This is a genomic window from Leclercia sp. GHBNCSD, assembly GCF_055805075.1.
In genome coordinates this window covers 90,082-116,131 of the sequence record NZ_JBQVYO010000001.1, presented here as the reverse complement: position 1 = coordinate 116,131, position 26,050 = coordinate 90,082, and the positions used below count along the sequence as shown (strand labels likewise).

The 26,050-nt window shown below is 55.3% G+C and carries 25 protein-coding genes; 22 read left to right on the top strand and 3 right to left on the bottom strand.

Annotated elements, in window-relative coordinates; genetic code table 11:
• Positions 1-4 precede the first annotated feature (4 nt).
• Entirely contained in the window at positions 5-3,220 is a 3,216-nt protein-coding gene (gene rne, locus ACT3IC_RS00650; RefSeq protein ID WP_473475765.1) for a ribonuclease E, read from the bottom strand.
• A gap of 571 nt (positions 3,221-3,791) precedes the next feature.
• Between rne and rluC the strand changes: the two genes are divergently transcribed.
• A complete protein-coding gene (gene rluC / locus ACT3IC_RS00645; protein ID WP_336998584.1) occupies positions 3,792-4,739 on the top strand; it encodes a 23S rRNA pseudouridine(955/2504/2580) synthase RluC in 948 nt (315 codons plus the stop codon).
• An 80-nt stretch (positions 4,740-4,819) separates the two neighbouring features.
• On the opposite strand, the gene ACT3IC_RS00640 is transcribed toward rluC, so the two are convergent.
• Positions 4,820-5,404, bottom strand: a complete 585-nt coding sequence (locus ACT3IC_RS00640; RefSeq protein ID WP_156654281.1) for a Maf family protein — start codon at positions 5,402-5,404, stop codon at positions 4,820-4,822.
• A gap of 141 nt (positions 5,405-5,545) precedes the next feature.
• Between ACT3IC_RS00640 and yceD the strand changes: the two genes are divergently transcribed.
• From yceD to ptsG, 14 genes are all read left to right on the top strand, one after another.
• Positions 5,546-6,067: a 23S rRNA accumulation protein YceD gene (yceD, locus tag ACT3IC_RS00635; RefSeq protein WP_103179089.1), complete on the top strand. Its 522-nt coding sequence runs from the start codon at positions 5,546-5,548 to the stop codon at positions 6,065-6,067.
• Positions 6,068-6,083: 16 nt separating this feature from the next.
• Positions 6,084-6,257 (top strand): 50S ribosomal protein L32, encoded by a 174-nt coding sequence (gene rpmF / locus ACT3IC_RS00630; protein ID WP_003857964.1) that lies wholly within the window; start codon positions 6,084-6,086, stop codon positions 6,255-6,257.
• 79 nt (positions 6,258-6,336) lie between these two features.
• Complete coding sequence (plsX, locus tag ACT3IC_RS00625) at positions 6,337-7,371, top strand: phosphate acyltransferase PlsX (RefSeq protein ID WP_201304714.1); 1,035 nt, start codon at positions 6,337-6,339, stop codon at positions 7,369-7,371.
• Between the two features lie 6 nt (positions 7,372-7,377).
• On the top strand, positions 7,378-8,331 hold the full coding sequence (locus ACT3IC_RS00620; protein WP_103179091.1) for a beta-ketoacyl-ACP synthase III: 954 nt from the start codon (positions 7,378-7,380) through the stop codon (positions 8,329-8,331).
• 14 nt (positions 8,332-8,345) lie between these two features.
• Positions 8,346-9,275, top strand: a complete 930-nt coding sequence (fabD, locus tag ACT3IC_RS00615) for an ACP S-malonyltransferase (RefSeq protein ID WP_103179092.1) — start codon at positions 8,346-8,348, stop codon at positions 9,273-9,275.
• Positions 9,276-9,288: 13 nt separating this feature from the next.
• On the top strand, positions 9,289-10,023 hold the full coding sequence (gene fabG, locus ACT3IC_RS00610; RefSeq protein ID WP_103179093.1) for a 3-oxoacyl-ACP reductase FabG: 735 nt from the start codon (positions 9,289-9,291) through the stop codon (positions 10,021-10,023).
• 154 nt (positions 10,024-10,177) lie between these two features.
• The gene (gene acpP / locus ACT3IC_RS00605; RefSeq protein ID WP_000103754.1) at positions 10,178-10,414 is read left to right on the top strand and encodes an acyl carrier protein; all 237 of its coding nucleotides are present in this window, start codon (positions 10,178-10,180) and stop codon (positions 10,412-10,414) included.
• A 91-nt stretch (positions 10,415-10,505) separates the two neighbouring features.
• Entirely contained in the window at positions 10,506-11,747 is a 1,242-nt protein-coding gene (gene fabF / locus ACT3IC_RS00600) for a beta-ketoacyl-ACP synthase II (RefSeq protein ID WP_103179094.1), read from the top strand.
• Between the two features lie 123 nt (positions 11,748-11,870).
• Positions 11,871-12,680, top strand: a complete 810-nt coding sequence (pabC, locus tag ACT3IC_RS00595; protein WP_156654282.1) for an aminodeoxychorismate lyase — start codon at positions 11,871-11,873, stop codon at positions 12,678-12,680.
• Positions 12,681-12,682: 2 nt separating this feature from the next.
• Complete coding sequence (gene yceG, locus ACT3IC_RS00590; RefSeq protein WP_103179096.1) at positions 12,683-13,705, top strand: cell division protein YceG; 1,023 nt, start codon at positions 12,683-12,685, stop codon at positions 13,703-13,705.
• Complete coding sequence (tmk, locus tag ACT3IC_RS00585; RefSeq protein WP_156654283.1) at positions 13,695-14,336, top strand: dTMP kinase; 642 nt, start codon at positions 13,695-13,697, stop codon at positions 14,334-14,336. Before yceG ends, tmk begins: the two co-directional genes overlap by 11 nt.
• On the top strand, positions 14,333-15,337 hold the full coding sequence (holB, locus tag ACT3IC_RS00580; protein WP_473475755.1) for a DNA polymerase III subunit delta': 1,005 nt from the start codon (positions 14,333-14,335) through the stop codon (positions 15,335-15,337). Before tmk ends, holB begins: the two co-directional genes overlap by 4 nt.
• A 10-nt stretch (positions 15,338-15,347) precedes the next feature.
• Entirely contained in the window at positions 15,348-16,142 is a 795-nt protein-coding gene (locus ACT3IC_RS00575) for a metal-dependent hydrolase (RefSeq protein WP_103179099.1), read from the top strand.
• A gap of 297 nt (positions 16,143-16,439) precedes the next feature.
• The gene (gene ptsG / locus ACT3IC_RS00570) at positions 16,440-17,873 is read left to right on the top strand and encodes a PTS glucose transporter subunit IIBC (protein WP_156654285.1); all 1,434 of its coding nucleotides are present in this window, start codon (positions 16,440-16,442) and stop codon (positions 17,871-17,873) included.
• 205 nt (positions 17,874-18,078) lie between these two features.
• Here ptsG and fhuE read toward each other — a convergent pair whose 3' ends face one another.
• The gene (gene fhuE / locus ACT3IC_RS00565; RefSeq protein ID WP_156654286.1) at positions 18,079-20,268 is read right to left on the bottom strand and encodes a ferric-rhodotorulic acid/ferric-coprogen receptor FhuE; all 2,190 of its coding nucleotides are present in this window, start codon (positions 20,266-20,268) and stop codon (positions 18,079-18,081) included.
• A gap of 351 nt (positions 20,269-20,619) precedes the next feature.
• Between fhuE and hinT the strand changes: the two genes are divergently transcribed.
• The 7 genes from hinT to ACT3IC_RS00530 all read left to right on the top strand — a co-directional run bounded on the left by hinT (position 20,620) and on the right by ACT3IC_RS00530 (position 25,967).
• A complete protein-coding gene (gene hinT / locus ACT3IC_RS00560) occupies positions 20,620-20,979 on the top strand; it encodes a purine nucleoside phosphoramidase (protein ID WP_139156331.1) in 360 nt (119 codons plus the stop codon).
• Position 20,980: 1 nt separating this feature from the next.
• Positions 20,981-21,349 carry a YcfL family putative periplasmic lipoprotein gene (locus ACT3IC_RS00555; protein WP_103179104.1) on the top strand — a complete coding sequence of 123 codons (369 nt, stop codon included), beginning with the start codon at positions 20,981-20,983 and terminating at the stop codon, positions 21,347-21,349.
• Positions 21,350-21,359: 10 nt separating this feature from the next.
• Positions 21,360-22,010 carry a penicillin-binding protein activator LpoB gene (gene lpoB, locus ACT3IC_RS00550; RefSeq protein WP_103179105.1) on the top strand — a complete coding sequence of 217 codons (651 nt, stop codon included), beginning with the start codon at positions 21,360-21,362 and terminating at the stop codon, positions 22,008-22,010.
• Positions 21,991-22,815, top strand: coding sequence for a thiamine kinase (gene thiK / locus ACT3IC_RS00545; RefSeq protein WP_473478849.1), 825 nt, complete (start codon positions 21,991-21,993; stop codon positions 22,813-22,815). The genes lpoB and thiK overlap by 20 nt, the downstream gene beginning before the upstream one ends.
• 11 nt (positions 22,816-22,826) lie before the next feature.
• A complete protein-coding gene (gene nagZ, locus ACT3IC_RS00540) occupies positions 22,827-23,852 on the top strand; it encodes a beta-N-acetylhexosaminidase (protein WP_473475749.1) in 1,026 nt (341 codons plus the stop codon).
• Positions 23,853-23,886: 34 nt separating this feature from the next.
• Positions 23,887-24,429: an alpha/beta hydrolase YcfP gene (ycfP, locus tag ACT3IC_RS00535; protein WP_103179108.1), complete on the top strand. Its 543-nt coding sequence runs from the start codon at positions 23,887-23,889 to the stop codon at positions 24,427-24,429.
• A gap of 233 nt (positions 24,430-24,662) precedes the next feature.
• Complete coding sequence (locus ACT3IC_RS00530) at positions 24,663-25,967, top strand: NAD(P)/FAD-dependent oxidoreductase (RefSeq protein WP_103179109.1); 1,305 nt, start codon at positions 24,663-24,665, stop codon at positions 25,965-25,967.
• The last annotated feature ends 83 nt before the right edge of the window (positions 25,968-26,050 follow it).

Sequence of the window (26,050 nt, the reverse complement as noted above, 5' to 3'; positions counted from 1 at the left end):
AGGCTTATTCAGCCGGCTGTGGGCGCGTGGCTGGCGCAGTGGCGTGATGGGTGGCGCTGTGCCCCCCCGCAGAGCCTTTACCGTCAAATTCAAATGCCGGACGTACCCAGTCACTCTGGCGCGGCGCTTCCGGAACATATTCCGGTGCCGGCGCACGGGTCATCGGAGCCGTCGCGTGATGGGCTTCAGCGTGAACCTGAGCGGCTGGCGCTGGCTTCACTGCAGGAACCGGCTTCACTTCTGGCTCGTCGACGTGAGCGACGTCAGTGACTTCAGGTTCCACTTCAGCGGCCTCAACCGGTTCAACATCGATTTCAATCTCAGGTTGAACTTCCGTTTCTACTTCAACTTCCACGACCGGCTGCGGCTCGACGGCTGCTTCGGTGGTTTCAGTCGTTTCAACGGCAGCGGCTTCTTCGACAGCAGGTTCAGCTACGGCAGCGTCCTCTGCAATCTGCTTCGCGACGACCGCATCGTCAGGAGTGACGATCTGCGGCTGTTCTGTCACTGGCGCAGCAATCACTTCCGGATGTGAAGTTTCAACTTCAGCCACCTGCGGCTCTGGGATCACAACGGCAGCAGCGTCAGCGATCGCTTCAACTTCGACTGGCGCAACAGGGAGCGCAGTTTCCTGAGCGACGGTCTGCTCTTCAAACTGTGGCTCCTGAGGGCGAGCTACCGGATAACGGATCCAGGCTTTACCTGATGCCATTTCTGGGGAGGCACAGGCAATAGCCAGCGGCATTGGCGACTGCAGCGGATAACGCTCGTCACGATAACGACGGCGACGCTGACCACTCACGCGCAGGTGACGCGGAGAGCGGCGTGAACGGCGCGGCATGCCGGCGTTTTCACGGCCTTCAGCATTTTCTTCCTGCTCAGGTGCGTTTTCAATCACCGCAGGCAGATCAACTTTAGCCAGCTCGGTACGCTGTGCAGGCTCGGCCTGTGGTGCGATCGCTTCAACCGCAGCTTCTTCAGCCTGAGACTGGAAACGCACTTTCTGGTTCATCTGACGCTGCTTACGGCGCGGCATCACCTGAACGCGTTCTTCCTGTTCAGTATCCTGAGCGGTCTCTTCGTCGCGATTCAGCGCTTTAACTTCCTGCTGGGCCTGACGTTTGTCATCGTTACGACGACGGTTACGTTCGCGGCGCGGCTGCTGCTCATCACGTTGTCTGCCTTTATCAGACTCTTCGCTGACCGGCTGGCGAATTTCACGCTCTTCCGCGTTCTGCTGCGGCTTCTCGCGGCGGTTGCGACGGTTTTCGTCACGTCCTTCACGGCGCTCGCGACCTTCGCGGTTATCACGATTGTCACGGCTTTCGCTGCCTTCACGGCCTTCGTTGCTCTCTGAACGGTTATCGCGGCGCTCATTGCGGTCACGACGGTTGTTCTGACGCTTACGACGATCCGGGGAACGCTCCTGTTTCTCTTCTTTCTTCTCAACCGGTGCCGGGGCAGGCTGCGGCTCTTCACCCGCGAACATCTTCTTCAGCGCACTGAGGAAGCGGCTCAGCAGACCTGGCTGTTCAGCCGGTTGGCTCACTTCTGCCGCCGGTTTGGTTGCAGGTTTAGCCGCCACGGTCTCCTGCGCTGGCGCAGGCGGTGCTTCTGGCATCACAAACGCTGCCAGTGCAGGCTGTTCAGGCAGTTTACGCTCTGAGTACTCTTCCTCGGACGGCAGCGCCATCGCCTCTTCATGCAGCTTAGGCAGCATGTAGCTCAGGGTGGAGGTCTCTTCGCCTTTGCGCACGCGCAGCACGGAGTAGTGCGGGGTCTGCATCTGATCGTTAGGCACGATCACGCAGCGTACACCGCCCAGACGGGCTTCGATCGCACTTACCGCGGCACGTTTTTCGTTCAGCAGGTAGGAGGCAATCGGCACAGGCACAATGGCGTGAACTTCTTTGGTGTTCTCTTTCAGCGCCTCTTCTTCGATAAGACGCAGGATAGAGAGGGACAGCGATTCGTTGTCACGCACGGTGCCGGTACCGCTACAGCGTGGGCAGACGTGGTGGCTGGATTCACCCAGTGACGGGCTCAGACGCTGGCGGGACATCTCCAGCAGGCCAAAACGGGAAATATGGCTGATCTGGATACGTGCACGATCCTGACGCACCGCTTCACGCAGGCGGTTTTCCACCGCGCGCTGGTGACGTACCGGCGTCATGTCGATGAAGTCGATAACGATCAGGCCGCCCAGGTCACGCAGACGCAGCTGGCGGGCAATCTCATCGGCCGCTTCCAGGTTGGTGTTGAAGGCCGTCTCTTCGATATCGCCACCGCGGGTTGCACGGGCGGAGTTGATGTCGATGGCGGTCAGCGCTTCGGTGCTGTCGATAACGATAGAACCACCGGATGGCAGACGGACTTCACGCTGGAAGGCGGATTCAATCTGCGATTCAATCTGGTAGTGGCTGAACAGCGGGATCTCACCGGTGTACAGCTTGATTTTGCTGGTGAAATCAGGACGACCCAGCGCAGCAATATGCTGGCGGGCCAGCTCAAGCACTTTCGGGTTATCAATCAGAATTTCGCCAATGTCCTGACGCAGATAGTCGCGGAAGGCACGCACGATAACGTTGCTTTCCTGGTGGATCAGGAACGGAGCAGGGCGGCTTTCAGCGGCTTTCTGAATCGCTTCCCAGTGCTTCAGACGGAAGCCCAGGTCCCACTGCAGCGCTTCGGCAGATTTGCCCACGCCTGCGGTACGGACAATCAGACCCATGCCGTCTGGCAGCTCCAGGCTTGCCAGCGCCTCTTTCAGTTCGGTACGGTCGTCCCCTTCGATACGGCGAGAGATACCTCCCGCACGCGGGTTGTTTGGCATCAGCACGAGGTAGCTGCCTGCCAGGCTGATAAAGGTAGTCAGTGCAGCGCCTTTGTTGCCGCGCTCTTCTTTATCAATCTGGACAATAACTTCCTGACCTTCGCGCAGAACATCTTTGATGTTAGGACGGCCATGGGCATTATAGTTGGAAGGGAAGTACTCGCGAGCGATCTCTTTCAGCGGGAGGAAACCATGACGCTCAGCACCGTAATCGACAAATGCGGCTTCAAGGCTGGGTTCAATGCGGGTGATTTTGCCTTTGTAAATGTTCGCTTTTTTCTGTTCGTGTCCAGGACTTTCGATATCCAGATCGTACAGACGCTGCCCATCCACAAGGGCGACACGCAACTCTTCTTGCTGAGTTGCGTTGATTAACATTCTTTTCATCGTAACTTACTCATTATTCTTACATTGACGACTAAGCTGCGGGCAAGGTGACGCTTTCCGGGGTATGAACCGATGGCCTCGTGTCTATTCACGTCGCCAACCTCACGGTTGTCGCTCGCTTAAGAGGCGCAAAGTGTCGGTTGCCTGTATTTCATACGGAAATACAGCGCGATTATCAGGGGAATAGCCTGGGTAAAACTCTCCAGAGAAGATTCCATTTACCGGTAAGTACTGCAACCCGCAGCCCGCTAACTGTCTGAAAGATCAATACGTCTTACGCCATTGCTGCGTGGATGATCGGTCAGACAAAATTGGTCATTCCGTCGAGATCCTTACAAAACCCGGATTTAACGCGGAAAACAGCAGCATTATTCCATTGCTAACCGGGTTATAGCAAGATGACTTTTGCCAATTATCACCCGGTTACTCACAGTTTTTTCACTTCTCTCATACGATTGGTTTAATAACCATCAAATCGATTGCGTGAATGAAACAGTAACCGGGTAAAACTAAATATAAGCATAGAAAAATGAGTGGCGCTAATGGCTGCCGATAATTAGAATCGCCCCCCATGAAAACAGAGACTCCAGCCGTAAAAATGGTTGCCATTACCGATGATGAAGCGGGGCAACGTATCGACAACTTTTTGCGCACCCAACTGAAGGGTGTGCCAAAGAGTATGATTTATCGCATCTTGCGTAAGGGTGAGGTGCGTGTGAATAAGAAGCGCATCAAACCCGAGTACAAACTGGAAGCGGGTGATGAAGTGCGCATCCCGCCCGTGCGCGTAGCTGAGCGGGAAGAGGAGGCGGTGTCGCCGCATCTGAATAAAGTCGCCGCGCTGACGGAGGTGATCTTATATGAAGACGATCATATCCTGGTGCTCAACAAACCCTCCGGCACAGCCGTTCACGGCGGCAGCGGATTGAGCTTCGGCGTGATCGAAGGCCTACGCGCGCTGCGTCCCGAAGCCCGCTTCCTTGAACTCGTTCATCGCCTTGACCGCGACACCTCCGGCGTACTGCTGGTGGCGAAAAAGCGTTCGGCGCTGCGTTCGCTGCATGAACAGCTGCGTGAGAAGGGAATGCAGAAGGATTACCTCGCGCTGGTGCGCGGCCAGTGGCAGTCCCATGTCAAAGTGGTCCAGGCGCCGCTACTGAAAAACATTCTGCAAAGCGGTGAGCGTATCGTTCGCGTGAGTCAGGAAGGCAAACCGTCTGAAACCCGCTTCAAAGTCGAAGAGCGTTATGAATTCGCTACCCTGGTGCGCTGCAGTCCTGTGACCGGTCGTACTCATCAGATCCGTGTTCACACCCTGCATGCAGGTCACCCCATCGCCTTCGACGATCGCTATGGCGACCGTGAGTTTGATAAGCAGCTGGCGGGTACGGGCTTGTCTCGTCTGTTTCTGCATGCCGCCGCGCTGAAGTTTACCCATCCGGGTACCGGCGAGGTGATGCGTATCGAAGCGCCTATGGATGAGCAGCTGAAGCGCTGCCTTAAAGTTCTGCGCGGTTAATTGCCGGGTGGCGCTGCGCTTACCCGGCCTGGGAAAACGTAGGCCCGTGCAAGCGTAGCGCCGCCGGGCGAAGCAGTAGGCTAGGCCATTAACGGGTTGTAATGCTCCCGGCGCAGCATCTGGCACAGCGCAATCAGCGGTAATCCCACCAGCGTGTTCGGGTCGCGCCCGTCCAGCCTCTCAAACAATGCAATCCCCAGCCCTTCGCTCTTAAAGCTGCCCGCGCAGTTTAACGGACGCTCTTTACGGACGTAGTCATCAATCTCTTGTTCGCTGAGATGGCGGAAGTGCACGTCGAAGGGCTCACATTCCGTCTGCAAATGGCCTGTTGAGCTGTTATAGAGAGCAAGGCCGGTATAGAACGTGACGATATTGCCGCGGGCTTTCAACAGCTGCTGACGCGCCTTCTCTTCGGTATGCGGTTTACCCGTGATAGCGCCATCCAGGACGCAAACCTGATCGGAACCTATAATAAGATGGTCAGGAAATTGCGCTGCCAGGCTTTTTGCTTTTTCCTGCGCCAGACGTACCACCAGATGCCGTGGCGATTCACCGGGTTGTGGGCTTTCATCCACGTTCGGCGCGGCGCATTCAAAGGGTACGCCAAGCTTTTCCAGCAACACGCGGCGGTAGGGTGAAGTCGAGGCGAGAATAAGATTTGGCATATTTTTTTCACCAGATATAGCGTATCGATGCCAGCCATTTTAAACTACAGGCCGCAATGTGTGCGAATAATTGGCAAAAGGCAGCCTGAGGTTGCCTTTTTCTTTGACTCTATGACGTTACAAAGTTAATATGCGCGCCCTATGCAAAAGGTAAAATTACCCCTGACTCTTGATCCGGTTCGTACGGCTCAAAAACGCCTCGATTACGAAGGTATTTATACCCGTGACCAGGCTGAACGTATTGCCGAATCCGTAGTCAGTGTGGACAGTGATGTGGAATGCTCCATGTCGTTCGCTATCGATAACCAGCGCCTCGCCGTATTAACCGGTGATGCAAAGGTTTCGGTTACGCTCGAGTGTCAGCGTTGCGGGAAACCGTTCCCACTTCATGTTCACACAACATATTGTTTCAGTCCGGTTCGTTCAGACGAACAGGCTGAAGCACTCCCGGAAGCGTATGAGCCGATTGAGGTTAACGAATTCGGTGAAATCGATCTGCTGGCGTTAGTTGAAGATGAAATCATCCTCGCTCTGCCAGTGGTTCCGGTGCATGATTCTGAACACTGTGAAGTGTCCGAGGCGGACATGGTCTTTGGGGAACTGCCTGATGAAGCGCAAAAACCAAACCCATTTGCCGTATTAGCCAGCTTAAAGCGTAAGTAATTAAGGAGTAAGGTCCATGGCCGTACAACAGAATAAACCAACCCGTTCCAAACGTGGCATGCGTCGTTCCCATGACGCGCTGACCGCAGTTACCAGCCTGTCTGTAGACAAGACTTCTGGTGAAAAACACCTGCGTCACCACATCACTGCTGACGGTTTCTACCGCGGCCGCAAGGTTATCACTAAGTAATCACGCGTTTGCGTGATTAGGCTTAGTGAGGGTTTCCCCGTGCAAACGGGGATATACCGAACCAGGCTGCGACGATACCTTGACACGTCTAACCCTGGCGTTAGATGTCATGGGGGGCGATTTTGGCCCTTCCGTGACAGTGCCTGCAGCATTGCAGGCACTGAACTCTAATTCGCAACTCGCTCTCCTTTTAGTCGGTAATCCCGACGCTATCACGCCATTACTCGCAAAAGCTGACTTCGAACAACGTTCACGTCTGCAGATTATTCCTGCCCAGTCAGTTATTGCCAGTGATGTCCGGGCCTCACAGGCGATCCGCAGCAGCCGCGGAAGTTCAATGCGCATCGCGCTTGAACTGGTTAAAGAGGGCCGCGCACAAGCCTGCGTCAGCGCCGGCAATACCGGCGCGTTGATGGGGTTAGCAAAATTACTGCTCAAACCGATTGAAGGTATTGAGCGTCCCGCGCTGGTGACGGTACTGCCGCATCAGCAGAAGGGCAAAACGGTAGTGCTGGATTTAGGCGCGAACGTCGATTGCGACAGCGTTATGCTGGCGCAGTTTGCCGTCATGGGCTCGGTGCTGGCAGAGGAAGTGGTGGGGATTTCTCATCCCCGCGTTGCCTTATTAAATATTGGCGAAGAAGAGACCAAGGGTCTCGACAGCATCCGTGATGCAGCGGAGTGGCTAAAAAAAGAGCACTCCATCAACTATATTGGATATCTCGAAGCCAACGAATTATTGACCGGGAAGACGGATGTACTGGTGTGTGACGGCTTTACAGGAAACGTTACATTAAAAACCATGGAAGGGGTGGTGAGGATGTTTCTTTCTCTGCTTAAATCGCAGGGAGAGGGTAAAAAAAGGTCATGGTGGCTGATTTTATTAAAGCGTTGGTTACAAAAGAGCCTGGCGCGGCGATTCAGTCACCTCAACCCCGACCAGTATAATGGCGCCTGTCTGTTAGGATTGCGCGGCATTGTGATTAAGAGTCACGGTGCGGCCAATCAGCGAGCGTTTACCGTCGCCATTGAACAGGCAGTGCAGGCGGTGCAGCGACAAGTCCCACAGCGGATTGCCGCTCGCCTGGGATCTGTATTAGCAAAAAGTGACTGAGCGTACATGTATACGAAGATTTTAGGTACCGGCAGCTATCTGCCAAAGCAAGTGCGAACCAACGCCGATCTGGAAAAAATGGTAGATACGTCTGACGAGTGGATCGTCACACGTACAGGTATCCGCGAACGTCGTATTGCCGCGCCAGATGAAACAGTTTCCACCATGGGCTATGAAGCCGCCCAGCGCGCGCTGGAAATGGCGGGTGTCGATAAAGACGACATCGGTCTGATTATCGTTGCGACCACTTCCGCCACGCATGCCTTCCCAAGCGCTGCGTGCCAGGTGCAAAACATGCTGGGCATTAAAGGCTGCCCGGCGTTTGACGTTGCCGCTGCCTGCGCAGGCTTTACCTATGCGCTGAGCATTGCCGATCAATATGTAAAATCTGGCGCAGTGAAATATGCGCTGGTCATCGGCGCGGATGTTCTGGCTCGCACCTGCGATCCAAACGATCGCGGGACGATCATTATTTTTGGTGATGGTGCGGGGGCTGTCCTGTTAGGACAATCTGAAGAGCCGGGCATCATCTCAACGCATCTGCATGCTGACGGTCGCTACGGCGAACTGTTAACGCTGCCAAATGCGGATCGTGTCAACCCGGACAGCGCCATCTACCTGACTATGGCAGGTAACGAAGTCTTCAAAGTGGCAGTGACCGAACTGGCACACATCGTTGACGAGACGCTGGAAGCCAATAATCTGGAGCGTTCCGCTCTTGACTGGCTGGTGCCGCATCAGGCTAACCTGCGCATTATCAGCGCCACAGCCAAGAAACTCGGCATGTCGATGGATAACGTTGTGGTGACGCTGGATCGTCATGGCAATACGTCTGCAGCATCAGTACCGTGCGCGTTTGACGAAGCGGTGCGCGATGGACGAATTCAACGGGGCCAACTGGTCTTGCTCGAGGCCTTCGGTGGCGGTTTCACCTGGGGTTCTGCGCTGGTTCGTTTCTAGAAAGGATAAAAAAAATGACGCAATTTGCTTTTGTATTCCCCGGCCAGGGTTCTCAGGCCGTGGGAATGTTATCTGGATTGGCGGAGCAGTTTCCGGTAATCGAAGAGACTTTTCGTGAAGCTTCTGATGCGCTGGGCTACGACCTTTGGGCGCTGACCCAGCAAGGGCCAGCCGAAGAGCTGAATAAAACCTGGCAGACGCAGCCTGCGTTGCTGACCGCATCGGTCGCACTGTGGCGCGTATGGCAGCAGCAGGGTGGCAAAACGCCAGCGCTGTTGGCCGGTCACAGCCTGGGTGAGTATTCTGCGCTGGTTTGTGCGGGTGTGATTGCGTTTGCGGATGCTGTGCGTCTGGTTGAGATGCGCGGCAAATTCATGCAGGAAGCGGTGCCGGAAGGCACGGGCGGCATGTCAGCCATTATTGGTCTGGATGATGCTTCTATCGCAAAAGCGTGTGAAGAATCCGCAGAAGGCCAGGTCGTTTCACCGGTGAACTTCAACTCCCCGGGCCAGGTGGTTATCGCCGGCCATAAAGAGGCGGTTGAGCGTGCAGGCGCAGCCTGTAAAGCCGCGGGCGCCAAACGTGCGCTGCCGCTGCCGGTGAGCGTACCGTCCCACTGCGCGCTGATGAAGCCTGCTGCAGACAAGCTGGCCGTTGAGCTGGAAAAAATCACCTTCAGCGCACCGACCATTTCAGTGGTCAATAACGTTGATGTGCAATGTGAAACCGCGCCTGAGGCCATCCGCCACGCGCTGGTTCGCCAGCTCTACAGCCCGGTTCAGTGGACGAAAACCGTTGAATTTATGGCAGCGCAGGGCGTAGAGCATCTGTATGAAGTGGGCCCGGGTAAGGTCCTCACCGGTCTGACTAAACGTATTGTTGATACCCTGACTGCATCGGCGATTAACGAGCCTGAAGCACTGTCAGCGGCACTTGCGCAGTAAGAAGAGGAATACCATGAGTTTTGAAGGAAAAATCGCACTGGTCACCGGCGCAAGCCGTGGTATTGGTCGTGCTATCGCTGAAACCCTCGTCGCGCGTGGCGCGACAGTGATCGGCACCGCTACCAGCGAAAATGGCGCGCAGGCTATTAGTGACTATCTGGGAGCGAACGGTAAAGGTCTGATGTTGAATGTGACCGATCCGGCATCTATCGAATCTGTTCTGGGAAATATTCGCGCAGAATTTGGCGAAGTGGATATTCTGGTCAATAATGCCGGAATCACTCGTGACAACTTACTGATGCGAATGAAAGATGATGAGTGGAACGATATTATCGAAACCAACCTGTCATCTGTGTTCCGTCTGTCAAAAGCGGTAATGCGAGCTATGATGAAGAAGCGTCATGGGCGTATTATCACTGTCGGTTCTGTGGTTGGTACCATGGGAAATGCTGGTCAGGCAAACTACGCTGCGGCGAAAGCAGGCCTGATCGGTTTCAGTAAGTCGCTGGCGCGCGAAGTTGCGTCCCGCGGAATTACTGTAAACGTTGTTGCTCCGGGCTTTATTGAAACGGACATGACGCGTGCGCTGACCGATGAGCAGCGTGCGGGTACGCTGGCGGCAGTTCCAGCGGGTCGTTTAGGCGACCCTAAAGAAATCGCCAGCGCGGTTGCATTTTTAGCCTCTGACGAAGCGAGTTACATCACTGGTGAGACTCTCCACGTCAACGGCGGAATGTACATGGTTTAATCACGATCGAAAATATTTGCGTTATTGGGGGCATTGGCCTCAAAATAACGTAAAATCGTGGTAAGACCTGCCGGGATTTAGTTGCAAATTTTTCAACATTTTATACACTACGAAAACCATCGCGAAAGCGAGTTTTGATAGGAAATTTAAGAGTATGAGCACTATCGAAGAACGCGTTAAGAAAATTATCGGCGAACAGCTGGGCGTTAAGCAGGAAGAAGTGACCAACAATGCTTCTTTCGTTGAAGACCTGGGCGCAGATTCTCTTGACACCGTTGAGCTGGTAATGGCTCTGGAAGAAGAGTTTGATACTGAGATTCCGGACGAAGAAGCTGAGAAAATCACCACCGTTCAGGCTGCCATTGATTACATCAACGGTCACCAGGCGTAAGTGAACATCTCCAGGCGGTCATTCGACCGCCTGAGTTTTTTCTTTTGTAGTCCCTCGTTTTTCTTTTTTTATCCCTCCCTGGAGGACAAGCGTGTCTAAGCGTCGTGTAGTTGTGACCGGACTTGGCATGTTATCTCCTGTCGGCAATACCGTAGAGTCCACCTGGAAAGCTCTCCTTGCCGGTCAGAGTGGCATTAGCCTAATCGACCATTTCGATACTAGCGCCTATGCAACGAAATTTGCTGGCTTAGTAAAGGATTTTAACTGTGAAGAGATCATCTCGCGCAAAGAACAGCGCAAGATGGATGCCTTCATTCAATATGGAATTGTCGCTGGCGTTCAGGCCATGCAGGATTCTGGCCTTGAAATTACGGAAGAGAACGCAACCCGTATTGGCGCCGCTATTGGCTCCGGGATTGGCGGCCTTGGCTTAATTGAGGAAAACCATAGCTCTTTAGTCAATGGTGGCCCACGTAAGATTAGCCCGTTCTTCGTTCCGTCAACGATTGTTAACATGGTGGCAGGTCACCTGACCATCATGTATGGCCTGCGCGGTCCAAGCATTTCGATTGCAACTGCCTGTACGTCTGGTGTGCACAACATCGGCCAGGCGGCGCGTATGATTGCCTATGGCGATGCTGACGCGATGGTTGCTGGTGGGGCAGAAAAAGCCAGCACCCCATTGGGTGTGGGCGGTTTCGGTGCAGCGCGTGCGCTGTCTACCCGCAACGATAATCCTCAGGCGGCTAGCCGTCCGTGGGATAAAGACCGTGATGGTTTTGTGCTGGGTGACGGTGCCGGTATGGTCGTACTTGAAGAGTACGAGCATGCGAAGAAACGCGGCGCGAAAATTTATGCAGAAGTCGTTGGCTTCGGCATGAGCAGCGATGCCTATCACATGACCTCTCCGCCGGAGAATGGCGCAGGTGCTGCGCTGGCCATGGTTAACGCTATCCGTGATGCGGGTATCGAGCCGGGTCAGATTGGCTATGTGAACGCGCACGGTACCTCAACGCCTGCGGGCGATATCGCTGAAGCGCAGGCCGTTAAGTCTGTGTTTGGCGATGCAGCCCGCCGCGTCATGGTCAGCTCAACCAAATCCATGACCGGTCACCTGCTGGGTGCGGCGGGTGCAGTAGAGTCTATCTACTCCATCCTTGCGCTGCGCGACCAGGCTGTTCCGCCAACCATCAACCTGGATAATCCGGATGAAGGTTGCGATCTGGACTTCGTTCCGCACGAAGCGCGTCAGGTCAGCGGTATGGAGTACACCCTGTGTAACTCCTTCGGCTTTGGCGGCACCAACGGCTCTCTGATCTTTAAAAAGGTCTGACGCTAACCAGTCGTTAGTGCAGTAAAAAAAGGTCCGCTTGTCGGGCCTTTTTTATTCGGTTTTCTTCCCTTGTCCAGAGCCATCCTTCCTGCCAGACTATTCGACCATCTTAAAGGAGCCACCATGTTCTTGATAAATGGTATAAAGCAGGCACAGCTTCCGGCGAGTGACCGGGCGATTCAGTTTGGTGACGGCTGCTTCACAACGGCCCGCATTGTCGAAGGCAGGGTCTGTTTGCTTGAGGCACATCTGCAACGATTGCGGACGGCCTGTGAAAAACTGTTCATTCCCTTTGTCCAGTGGGCAGCGTTAGAAAATGAAATGACAGGCCAGGCGCAGGGCGTCGATCGGGGCGTATTAAAAGTCATTATTACCCGGGGAAGCGGCGGAAGAGGATACAGCGCGTCTGGCTGCCTGGATCCGGCTCGCATTCTGTCGGTATCAGCCTGGCCTGCCCATTACGATCGCTGGCGCAAGGAAGGCATTACCCTGGCATTAAGCCCGGTGAGGCTGGGACGTAATCCGCAGCTTGCGGGGATAAAACACCTCAACCGGCTTGAGCAAGTGCTGATTCGCTCCCATCTTGAACAGACCGACGCCGATGAAGCGCTGGTTCTTGACAGCGAAGGGTTCATTACGGAATGCTGTGCGGCGAATTTATTCTGGCGGCAGGGTAAGGATGTGTTTACCCCCTGTCTGGATCAGGCTGGCGTTAACGGCCTGATGCGGCAGTTTTGTCTGCGGCAACTGGCGCACTCCGGATTTCGCGTGGTCGAAGTGCAGGCGCGCGAGGCTGCGCTGACCGATGCTGACGAGATCGTCGTATGCAATGCGCTGATGCCTGTTGTGCCGGTGCGCCAGTATGGTTCTCACCATTTTACATCGCGTGAGTTGTACTCGTTTTTAGCCCCTCTGTGTGAGCAAACCAGATAGTCATGAAGAAAATGTTGCGCTTTATTCTCCTCGTCGTTGTCGTGCTGGGCATTGCCGCTGGCGTGGGGATGTGGAAAGTTCGCCAGCTGGCGGAGAGCAAAATCCTGATCGCCGACGAGACGGTATTTACCCTGAAACCCGGTACCGGACGGCTGGCGCTGGGTGAGCAGCTGTACGGCGACAAGATCATTAACCGCCCGCGGGTATTCCAGTGGTTATTACGCGTGCAGCCGGAGCTGTCGCATTTTAAAGCCGGTACGTACCGCTTTACGCCAGGAATGACTGTGAAGGAGATGCTGGAGCTGCTTGAAAGCGGTAAAGAGGCGCAGTTCCCGCTGCGTTTTGTCGAAGGGATGCGTCTTAGCGACTACCTGAAGCAGCTGCGCGATGCGCCCTACATCAAGCATACGTTGCCGGACGACAGCTATGCCGCCGTCGCCGAGGCCCTGAAATTTGAGCATCCTGACAGGATAGAGGGTTGGTTCTGGCCCGATACCTGGATGTACACCGCGGGCACCACCGATGTAGCACTCTTGCAGCGTGCGCATAAAAAGATGGTTGCAGCCGTGGATAAAGCCTGGGAAGGGCGGATGGAAAACCTGCCGTATAAAGATCAGAACCAGTTCGTGACCATGGCCTCTATCGTCGAGAAAGAGACGGCGGTCGCCAGCGAACGCGATCAGGTGGCCTCTGTGTTTATCAATCGTCTGCGTATCGGTATGCGGCTGCAGACTGACCCTACGGTGATTTACGGGATGGGTGAGAACTACAAGGGCAACATTTCGCGTAAAGATCTCGAAACCCCAACGGATTATAATACCTATGTCATTAGCGGATTACCCCCGGGGCCGATCGCCACGCCGGGTCAGGCATCGCTGAATGCCGCCGCGCATCCGGCCAAAACGCCGTATCTCTATTTCGTCGCTGACGGAAAGGGTGGACATACTTTTAACACCAATCTTGCCGGTCATAATCGTTCGGTCCAGGACTATCTGAAGGCACTTAAGGAAAAAAATGCGCAGTAACTACATCGTCATTGAGGGGCTGGAAGGCGCCGGGAAAACCACCGCACGCGATACGGTCGTCGAGACGCTAAAACAGTGCGGCATCGAAGAGATGATCTTCACCCGCGAACCGGGCGGCACACAGCTGGCGGAAAAACTGCGTAGTCTGGTGCTGGACATTAAATCGGTCGGCGATGAAGTCATTACGGATAAAGCCGAAGTCATGATGTTCTACGCCGCGCGTGTCCAGCTGGTCGAAACCGTCATCAAACCTGCGCTGGCACGTGGGTGCTGGGTCATCGGCGACCGCCACGATCTCTCCACCCAGGCTTACCAGGGCGGTGGCCGCGGCATTGACCAGACGATGCTCGCCACGCTGCGCGATGCGGTGCTGGGGGATTTCCGCCCGAACCTGACGCTCTATCTCGACGTGACGCCAGAAGTGGGCCTGAAGCGCGCCCGCGCCCGTGGCGAACTGGATCGTATTGAGCAGGAGTCGCTGGACTTCTTCAACCGTACCCGCGCCCGCTATCTTGAGCTGGCCGCGCAGGACAGCACCATCCGCACCATCGACGCCACCCAGCCACTGGAAGCGGTGATGGACGCCATTCGTAAAACGGTCACCGACTGGCTGAAGGAACAACAGGCATGAAATGGTATCCATGGTTGCGCCCGCACTTAGAACAGCTGGTGAACAGCTATCAGTCCGGTCGGGGGCATCATGCGTTACTGATCCAGTCGCTGCCGGGAATGGGCGATGATGCGCTGATCTACGCTATCAGCCGTTTTCTGATGTGCCAGCAACCCCAGGGGCATAAAAGCTGTGGCCAGTGCCGCGGCTGTCAGTTGATGCAGGCGCAGACGCACCCGGATTATTACGCGCTTGAGCCAGAGAAGGGCAAAACGACGCTGGGTATTGATGCGGTTCGCGCGGTCAGCGAGAAGCTCTACGAGCGCGCGCGGCTTGGCGGGGCGAAAGTGGTCTGGGTCAAGGATGCCGCCCAGCTGACCGAAGCTGCGGCCAACGCGCTGTTAAAAACCCTGGAAGAGCCGCCGGAAAATACCTGGTTCCTGATGGCCTGCCGTGAGCCCGGACGGTTGCTGGCGACTCTCCGAAGCCGCTGTCGCTTGCATCATCTCAACGTGCCGCAGGAGGCGTGGGCTATCAGCTGGCTTGCGCGAGAAGTGACAACGTCACAAGAAGCGGCGCTCAGCGCGCTGCGTTTGTGCGGCGGCGCGCCTGCAGCCGCGCTGGCGCTGTTGCAGCCCAACGTCTGGGGACAACGCGAACATCTTTGCCAGGCGCTTGGGGCTGTACCTGACAGTGGTGACTGGATGAGTCTGCTGCCGGTGCTCAATCATGAACAGGCGCCCGATCGTCTGCACTGGCTGGCGGCATTGTTGCTGGATGCCCTTAAAATTCAGCAGGGGGCGACCTTGATCAGCAATGCCGATGCCTGGCAGCTGGTAAACAGCCTCGCCCGGCGCCTGCCAGGAGTGGCATTACGGGCTATCCTTCATGACGTATGCCAGTGTCGCGAACAATTACTCAGCGTAACGGGGCTGAATCGGGAGCTTGTGCTGACCGACCTGTTACTCACTATCGAGCATTACCTGCAACCGGGCACAACGCTGCCTGTATCCCATCTCTGAGAGAGACATTATGTTTTTAGTCGACTCACACTGCCATCTTGATGGCCTGGATTATCAATCCCTGCATAAAAACGTCGATGACGTGCTGGAAAAAGCCGCAGCCCGCGATGTGAAATTTTGTCTGGCGGTCGCCACGACGTTACCGGGCTACCGCACCATGCGTGAGCTGGTGGGCGTGCGCGACAATGTCGTTTTCTCCTGCGGCGTGCATCCGCTGAACCAGGATGAGGCCTATGATGTCGAGGATTTACGCCGTCTGGCGGCGGAAGAGGGCGTCGTCGCGATGGGTGAAACCGGGCTGGACTATTTTTACACTCCGGAAACGAAAGCCCGTCAGCAGGAATCATTCCGCGATCATATCCGTATTGGCCGGGAGCTGAACAAGCCAGTGATTGTCCACACCCGCGATGCCCGTGCCGATACGCTGGCGATCCTGTCAGAAGAAAAGGTGACGGATTGTGGTGGCGTACTACACTGTTTCACTGAAGACAGAGAAACAGCGGGCAAACTGCTGGATTTGGGTTTTTATATCTCGTTTTCCGGGATCGTGACGTTCCGTAACGCAGAGCAGCTTCGCGACGCTGCGCGATACGTCCCGCTCGATCGCCTGCTGGTGGAGACAGATTCCCCTTATCTGGCACCGGTACCGCACCGCGGTAAAGAGAACCAACCCGCGATGGTACGGGATGTGGCCGAGTATATGGCCGTTTTGAAAGGCGTCGATGTTGAAGAACTGGCACGCATTACCACTCATAACTTCGCCAGTCTGTTTCACATTGACCCCTCCCGCCTGCAATCAGTATGATTCGTCAGTTTTTTTTGGGCTCGTAATTAATAGCTAAAGCGAGTAAAGTTCACCGCCCAAACAGGGGCGGTGAATGCGTTTCTGGTAACATTTAGACATCTATTTTGTAAAAATCTGAAAGTTTTTCAGGTAACGAACGCTGAAACGTGATAGCCGTCAAACAAAGATCCGCAGATTTATTTTACTCTGCGTAATAAATAAAGGGCGCTTAGATGTCCTGTCCACGGCACGGTTCTCCCCCCGGGCCAATGCGTGAAAACGTAAAAAAAGCACAAATACTCAGGAGCACTCTCAATTATGTTTAAGAATGCATTTGCTAACCTGCAGAAGGTCGGTAAATCGCTGATGCTGCCGGTATCCGTACTGCCTATCGCAGGTATTCTGCTGGGCGTCGGTTCTGCAAACTTCAGCTGGCTGCCAGCCGTAGTTTCTCATGTGATGGCGGAAGCAGGCGGTTCTGTTTTTGCTAATATGCCACTGATCTTCGCCATCGGCGTTGCGCTTGGCTTCACCAATAACGACGGCGTATCTGCGCTGGCCTCTGTCGTTGCCTACGGCATCATGGTTAAAACCATGGCTGTGGTTGCACCTCTGGTGCTGCACTTACCACCGGAAGAGATCGCTGCTAAACACCTGGCTGACACCGGGGTTCTGGGCGGTATCATCTCGGGTGCTATTGCGGCGTATATGTTTAACCGCTTCTATCGCATCAAGCTCCCTGAGTATCTGGGCTTCTTTGCCGGTAAGCGTTTTGTTCCAATCATCTCTGGCCTGGCGGCGATCTTCACGGGTGTGATCCTCTCCTTCATCTGGCCACCGATTGGTTCCGCTATCCAGACCTTCTCTCAGTGGGCGGCTTACCAGAACCCGGTTGTGGCGTTTGGTATCTACGGCTTCATCGAGCGTTGCCTGGTGCCGTTTGGTCTGCACCACATCTGGAACGTTCCTTTCCAGATGCAGATCGGCGAATTCACCAACGCTGCGGGTCAGGTCTTCCACGGCGATATCCCACGCTACATGGCAGGCGACCCAACCGCAGGCAAACTGTCTGGCGGCTTCCTGTTCAAAATGTACGGCCTGCCGGCTGCTGCGATTGCAATCTGGCACTCTGCTAAACCAGAGAACCGTGCAAAAGTGGGCGGTATCATGATCTCCGCAGCGCTGACCTCGTTCCTGACCGGTATCACCGAGCCGATCGAGTTCTCCTTCATGTTCGTTGCGCCGATCCTGTACATTATCCACGCGATTCTGGCTGGCCTGGCGTTCCCAATCTGTATCCTGCTGGGTATGCGTGACGGTACTTCCTTCTCGCACGGTCTGATCGACTTTATCGTCCTGTCCGGTAACAGCAGCAAACTGTGGCTGTTCCCAATCGTTGGTGCGGGCTACGCGGTGCTGTACTACACCATCTTCCGTGTGCTGATCAAAGCGCTGGACCTGAAAACACCAGGTCGTGAAGATGCAACAGAAGACAGCAAAGCGGGTGCGACCAGCGAAATGGCTCCGGCACTGGTTGCAGCCTTCGGCGGTAAAGAGAACATCACTAACCTGGACGCATGTATCACTCGTCTGCGTGTTAGCGTTGCCGATGTTGCGAAAGTTGACCAGCCGGGTCTGAAAAAACTGGGCGCAGCTGGCGTAGTTGTTGCAGGTTCCGGTGTACAGGCTATCTTCGGTACTAAATCCGATAACCTGAAAACCGAAATGGATGAGTACATCCGCAGCAACTAAGTTGTGACCTGGGGAGACTAAGGCAGCCGAATGGCTGCCTTTTTTATATCTGTAGTTTGTGGCATGCCGGGTGGCGCTACACTTACCCGGCCTACAAAGGCAACAACCGCACGAACCGTAGGCCGGGTAAGGCGCAGCCGCCACCCGGCGAACAGCGCGCACAAAAAAGGGAGCCATTTGGCTCCCTTAGACGCTGCATGCTTTATCAGAACTGATAGCTTGCGGTCAGGCTCACGTTACGCGGTTCGCCATAGACAATTTCGCCCTCAATGTTAGTGTCGTATGTCTTATCAAAGAGGTTATTCACATTACCCTGCAGGGAGAAGTTCTTTGTGACCTGATAACGGGTAAAGAGATCCACCAGCGCATAGCTGCCCTGCGATGCACGCCAGGTGCCATAAGGGGTGTCCTGATAGGTGTAGACGCTGTTTTGCCAGTTAACGCCGCCGCCAACGGTCAGCTCAGGCATCGCCGGCAGGCGGTAGCTGGTGAAGAGTTTCACCGTGGTCCGCGGCAGTTGCGGGTTTACCGCCTTGCCATCGTTATCTTCCGCCACGTAACGCGTTGCGCCAAAGGTCATCTGCCAGTTATCGGTCAGCGCGCCGTTGATTTCAAACTCCACGCCTTTACTCACGGTACCGTCTACGCTCTCGTAAGCTGTATCCGTTGATCCCTGAATCGTCCGGCCGGTGCTTTGGCCCAGATTATCCTGCTCAATGCGGAAGACAGAGAGCGTGGTGGTCAGACGGCTGTTCATCCAGTCAGATTTCAGGCCCGCTTCGTAGTTATTCCCGGTGATCGGATCAAGATACTTGCCCGAGCTGTCGCGGTAGTTCTGCGGCTGGAAGATAGAGGTATAGCTGGCGTAGGCTGACCAGTTGTCATTGATGTCGTAGACCAGACCGGCATAAGGGGTGGTATGGTTCTTCTCCATGCCGTAGGTCAGGGTTTCAATGCTCCAGTTGGTATAACGGGCGCCAAGAATTAAATGCAGAGGATCGGCCAGGGAAATGCGCGTCGCGGCGTACAGCGATTTCATATTCGTGGTGTCATCCTGGGCCAGCGACTGCGATCCCCAGTTGGTTTCCGGGAAGTAACCGTTGTAGTCGTAGAAACTGCCGAACTCCTCCGGGTAGACGTTGGCCCACGAGTTAGTGTAGCGGTTCGTCTGACGGCTGAAGCTGCCGCCGATCATCATGGTGTGCTGGCGACCCAATAGCTCGTAGCCGCCGTCAGCGAAGAGATCCACTGCGTCTACTTTACGCTTGCCGCTGTTCCAGCCGGTGCCGCCAATGTAGCCGTAGTCCGGACCGTAGTTCACGTAAGGGCCTTCCAGCATACCGGTGCTTTTATTGACGTAAGCATCGAGATACATCGCTTTACTGTCGAATTTCGCCTCGGTATGGGTCGCATTCAACGTGGCCTGCCAGTTGTCGGCAAAGCGCTGCTTCAGCGTGAAGAAGACCTTGTTGAACTCTTTGTCGTTGTAAGCCCAGTCAGGTGAGGTGCTGTGCGCGCGATCGTAATGTCTGACGCTGCCATCGGTGTTCCAGCGCGGCAAACCACCCCACGTCTGGTTATTGATGTCGATACGCTGGTATTCGTAGCCTGCCGACAGTGAAGTGCTGGTGGCCAGGTCCGCGTCCAGGATCCCGGAGAAGAAGGTGCGCTTCTGATTGTAGTTGTCGAGCCAGGAGTCGCTGTCCTGATAACCCGCCACAATACGCGCCCGTAGGTTGCCATCTTCCGTCAGTGGACTTTGCATGTCCATCACGTAACGTTGCTTGTTCCAGCTGCCGTACTCTGCAGACAGGTTGCCTTTAAATTCACGGCTGGTGGCATGCTTGCGCACCATATTGATGGCCGCCGACGGGTTACCCGTCCCGGTCATCAGCCCGGTGGCGCCGCGCACGACTTCGACGCGTTCAAACAGCGCCATATCAGACTGGGAATCACCCAGATTCCAGCGCGACTCAAAATAGGTTGGGATGCCATCGACCATGTAGTTGTCGATTTCGAAACCACGGGAGTAATAGTTGCTGCGATCGGAGTCAGTCGTGCTTTTGCTGATCCCCATCGTGCTGTCCATCACTTCGCCCAGGGTCTGAAGCTGCTGGTCTTCCATACGTTGTTCGCTGACGATGGTGACCGACTGCGGGATGTCACGTTGGATCATCTGCATTTTGGTGCCCACGGACGTGGCTTTTACGCTGTAGTCCTGGCTGTCATCAGCGGAGGCGTCCGACTGAGAAGAACCATCAACAATGACGGTATCTTCGGTGGAGGCGGCGAAAGCGGTGGTTGGCATCAATGCCATAGCAATGCAGGCTGCCAGCAACGAAGGTGTTGCGACAGACCGGGATTGCCCTTCCCTGGATTGAATGGTGAAAGACATCATTAAACCCTTATGAACGGTGAATGGTGTGCATCAGTCCCGTATCGACGGACTGAAATCATTTTTCTAGGTATAAATTGCGCATGAAAATGCAAATGCGAAATATACGCATTCGATTTATCACTGTAAACAGATGTTGCGGCGGTAAGTGAAATAATGTTTCAGAGCGGGTGGAGGGGAGGTGGTTACTCCGCGAGCAGATCGGGCCGCACACGCAAAGAATTCATGGGATAAGGTTGAAAGGACAGGAGAAAGTCGCTCATACTCTTTAGTCTTGCCACAAAATATTGCGCCTGCACCGGGCGGGTTGTTTCCGGGCTCGTCGCCAGACTAATGAATAAGGAAAACCTCATGGCTGAAGAAACCATTTTCAGTAAAATTGTCCGCCGCGAGATCCCGGCAGATATCATCTATCAGGATGAACTGGTTACCGCTTTTCGCGACATCTCCCCCCAGGCGCCTACGCACATCCTCATTATTCCTAATATTCTGATTCCGACGGTTAATGACGTGAAAACTGAGCATGAACTGGCATTAGGCCGTATGCTGACAGTAGCAGCGAAAATTGCTGAGCAGGAAGGCATTGCCGAGGACGGTTACCGTTTGATCATGAACTGCAACCGCCACGGTGGTCAGGAAGTTTATCACATTCATATGCATCTGCTGGGCGGTCGTCCGCTGGGCCCGATGCTGGCGCATAAAGGTCTTTAAGATGCAAAGAGGATGGATGGCGGCGCTGGTGATAGCGTTGGCGGGATGCAGTTCGCAACCGTCGATTCCCGTTAATGACGATCAAACGCTGGTTATGGAGTCATCGGTGCTGGCGGCAGGGATTACCGCCGATCAGCCTTCGCTGTCGGTCAGCGAAATTCAACCGTCCGCCTCCTCTGTGCTGTTCAATGAAAGAGATGCGCCAGTTACCGTACACTACCGTTTTTTCTGGTATGACGCCCGCGGCCTGGAAATGCATCCACTTGAGGCGCCGCGCAGCGTAACCATTCCGGCAAAATCGTCGGTTAAGCTATATGGCAGCGCAAATTATCTGGGTGCGCATAAGGTCAGACTTTATTTATATCTCTGAGGGGTGAATTTTGATTAAACAGATCGGTCGTTACGCGCTTGTCACGGCTTTTGCACTGTTCCTGTCGGGCTGTATTAGCCGCACTGAGCAACCACCAGCACCGGTGGAAGAGGTCAAACCGGGCGTCGAGCAGCCGGTTCAGCCAACCCAGCCGGTTCCTGTTGTTCCTACCGTGCCGAGCGTTCCCGCGCAGCCTGGTCCGATAGAGCATCAGGAAGAGCCCGCCCAGCCTGCACCGCGTGAACGTCACTACGACTGGAACGGCGCAATGCAGCCTATGGTCGGTAAGATGCTCCAGGCGCAGGGCGTTAACGCAGGCAGCGTGCTGCTGGTGGACAGCGTCAACAACCGCACTAACGGCAGCCTGAATGCTGGTGAGGCGACCGAAACGCTGCGTAATGCGCTGGCCAATAACGGCAAATTTACGCTGGTGTCTGCGCAGCAGCTTGCTGTCGCCAAGCAGCAGTTGGGCCTTTCCCCGCAGGACAGCCTGGGCTCACGCAGTAAAGCCATCGGCATTGCCCGTAACGTGGGCGCGCAGTATGTGCTTTACTCCAGCGCAACCGGCAACGTCAATTCCCCGGCGCTGCAAATGCAGCTGATGCTGGTTCAGACAGGTGAGATTATCTGGTCGGGTAAAGGTGCAGTTCAGCAACAGTAACCTGACGCGCGACACGCTGCTGTCGCGCTATTTTCCGCAGTTTCGCATCGTCGCGCCGCCGTCCCATACCGGGTTGAGCGGCGCGAGCTGCATTATTGAGCATGCTGCGCGTCGTCTGGTGCTACGCCAGCGTCATGATGCCCTGGCAACGCCTGCTCATTTTCGCCGTCAGTACCATGCCCTGCGCCATCTTCCCGCCGACATTGTTCCTCAGCCGCACTTTTACAGTCCGGGCTGGATAGCGGTGGACTATCTGGCGGGGGAGGTCAAAACCAGGTTGCCCGCTGCACCCGCACTGGCCGGGATGCTGTATCATCTCCATCAACAGCCCGTGTTTGGCTGGCGTATCACCCTGATGCCGCTACTGGAGCAGTACTGGCTCCAGGCCTCGCCCACCCGGCGCACGCCGCTATGGCTGCGATGGCACAAACGTCTGCAAAAACGGGGGGAGCCGCGCCCACTGCGGCTGGCGCCGCTGCACATGGACGTTCATGCCGGTAATATCGTGCATACGGATGCCGGTATCCGGCTGCTGGACTGGGAGTACGCGGGTGACGGAGATGTGGCGCTGGAGCTGGCAAGCGTCTGGACGGACAGTGACGCAGAGCGTCAGCAGCTGCTCGCCGCTTACGCCCATGCTGCTCAGCTTGACCTGACGCCGCTGCAACGCCAGGTGAAGCGCTGGCGTCCCTGGGTACTGATGCTGATGGCAGGCTGGTTTGAGCTACGCTGGCAGCAATCACAAGATAAACAATTTATGACGCTGGCCGATGAGATCTGGCGCCAGTTAGAAACAACAGAATAAGGGAGGTTCGTGTGGGTCCGGTCATGTTGGATGTGGAAGGTTATGAGCTGGATGCGGAGGAGCGCGAAATTCTGGCGCACCCGCTGGTAGGCGGCTTGATCCTGTTTACGCGTAATTATCACGATCCGGCGCAGCTGCGCGAGCTGGTTCGCCAGATCCGGGAGGCCTCCCGTCACCGGCTGGTGGTGGCGGTGGATCAGGAGGGAGGCCGCGTGCAGCGATTCCGCGACGGCTTTACCCGTCTGCCCGCTGCCCAGTCGTTTGCCGCGCTGCTTGGGCTGGAAGAGGGGGGCAAGCTGGCGCAGGAGGCGGGCTGGCTGATGGCAAGCGAGATGATTGCCATGGATATTGATATCAGCTTTGCCCCGGTGCTGGACGTCGGCCATATCAGCGCCGCCATCGGTGAGCGTGCATACCATGACGAACCGCAGAAGGCGCTGCAAATGGCGACCCGCTTTATCGACGGCATGCACGAAGCCGGGATGAAAACCACGGGGAAACACTTTCCGGGTCATGGCGCCGTTACGGCAGATTCCCACAAAGAAACCCCGCGTGACCCACGGCCACAGGCGGAGATCCGCGCCAGGGATATGTCGATTTTTAAATCGCTTATCAGCGACAATAAGCTTGATGCCATCATGCCCGCGCACGTGATCTATGCCGACGTCGATCCGCGTCCGGCCAGCGGCTCGCCGCACTGGCTAAAAACCGTCCTGCGCCAGGAACTCGGTTTTAATGGCGTGATTTTTTCCGACGATCTGTCGATGGAAGGGGCGGCGATCATGGGGAGCTACGCTGAACGCGGTCAGGCATCGCTGGATGCAGGTTGCGATATGATCCTGGTCTGCAATAATCGTAAAGGCGCAGTAAGCGTGTTAGATAACCTGTCGCCGATCAAGGCTGAACGTGTTACACAATTGTATCATAAAGGTTCTTTTAGCCGTCAGGAACTGCGGGATTCAGCACGCTGGAAAGCCGTCAATGCTCAACTTGAAGCGCTTCATGAGCGCTGGGAAGCGCATAAAACGGGGCAATGATCCCTCCTGACAAGCGTAGTGTGACGAGGATACGATGATCATCTATTTGCACGGTTTTGATTCGAACAGTCCCGGGAATCACGAGAAGGTCCTGCAACTGCAGTTTATCGATCCGGATGTGCGGCTGATTAGCTACAGTACGCGCCATCCGAAACATGATATGCAGCATCTGCTGAAAGAAGTGGACAAGATGCTGCAGCTGAACGTTGACGAGCGCCCGTTGATCTGTGGTGTCGGTCTGGGAGGCTACTGGGCGGAGCGCATAGGGTTCTTGTGTGATATCCGCCAGGTGGTGTTCAACCCTAACCTGTTCCCGAACGAGAACATGGAAGGCAAGATCGACCGGCCGGAAGAGTACGTTGATATCGCCACCAAGTGCGTGAGCAACTTTCGCGAGAAGAACCGCGATCGCTGTCTGGTGATCCTCTCCCGCAACGATGAGGCGCTGAACAGCCCGCGAGCCGCGGAGCTGCTGCACCACTACTACGAAATTGTCTGGGATGAAGAGCAGACCCACAAGTTCAAAAATATCGCCCCTCATCTGCAGCGGATCAAAGCGTTCAAGACTTTAGGATAAGGCTCATTTTTTCAACTAAGCCCGGCCACGCAGGTGAGCCGGGCTTTCTTTTTGCTAAGCTTGGGTGAATTTTAAGCGGCAAAACTTGATGCATATCAATTTTGGTATGACCAATGCACCGAACATGTTATTCTCATGTCCATTGAACGGTTTCAGCGATGTAACCTGTTGTTAATTAAAGGTTATTTTCATAACTTTTAGTTAACAATTGGTTAATAATTTAGGGGGTCACGTTGACTACGCCATTGAAAAAGATAGTGATTGTGGGTGGTGGTGCTGGCGGTCTGGAACTGGCTACGCAGCTGGGTAAGAAGCTCGGACGCGGTAAAAAAGCCAAAGTTACGCTTGTCGATCGCAACCACAGCCACCTGTGGAAACCGCTGCTGCATGAAGTGGCGACCGGTTCTCTGGATGAGGGCGTTGACGCCCTGAGCTATCTGGCGCATGCACGCAACCACGGTTTCCAGTTCCAGCTGGGCTCGGTGATGGATATCAACCGTGAAAGCAAAACCATTACCCTGGCAGAGCTGCGCGATGAGAAGGGCGAGCTGCTGGTGCCGGAGCGCAAGCTGGCGTATGACACGCTGGTGATGGCGCTGGGCAGTACCTCCAACGACTTTAACACGCCGGGCGTGAAAGAGAACTGCATCTTCCTCGACAACCCGCACCAGGCGCGTCGTTTCCATCAGGAGATGCTGAACCTGTTCCTGAAATATTCCAATAACCTCGGCGCAAGCGGCAAGGTGAATATCGCTATCGTCGGCGGTGGCGCGACGGGCGTTGAGCTCTCTGCGGAGCTGCACAACGCGGTGAAACAGCTGCACAGCTATGGCTACAAAGGCTTAACCAACGACGCGCTGAACGTGACGCTGGTGGAAGCGGGCGAACGTATTCTGCCTGCGCTGCCGCCGCGTATCTCCGGCGCGGCGCACAACGAGCTGACCAAACTGGGCGTGCGTGTTCTGACTCAGACGATGGTCACCAGTGCCGATGAACAGGGTCTGAACACCAAAGATGGCGAACATATCAAAGCCGATCTGATGGTCTGGGCGGCAGGCATTAAAGCCCCTGATTTCATGAAAGAGATCGGCGGACTGGAGACCAACCGCATTAACCAGCTGGTGGTGGAGCCGACGCTGCAAACCACCCGCGACCCGGATATCTTTGCCATTGGCGACTGCGCCTCCTGTGCCCGTCCGGAAGGTGGGTTCGTGCCACCGCGCGCCCAGGCCGCACACCAGATGGCCAGCCTGGCGCTGCACAATATTCTGGCGCAGGCGAAGGGCAAGCCTCTGAAGAACTATGTCTATAAAGATCATGGTTCACTGGTGTCGCTCTCGAACTTCTCCACCGTCGGTAGCCTGATGGGTAACCTGATGCGCGGTTCGATGATGGTAGAAGGACGTATTGCCCGCTTCGTCTACATTTCGCTGTACCGTATGCACCAGATTGCGCTGCACGGCTATTTCAAAACCGGGCTGATGATGCTGGTAGGTAGCATCAACCGCGTCATCCGACCGCGACTTAAGCTGCACTAACGGCTTTGCCCCTTCGCTCTCGCGAAGGGGCTTTTTCAGCATATCGTTCTGTAAATCGCCCTCACAGGGTCTAAGAGTCCTCC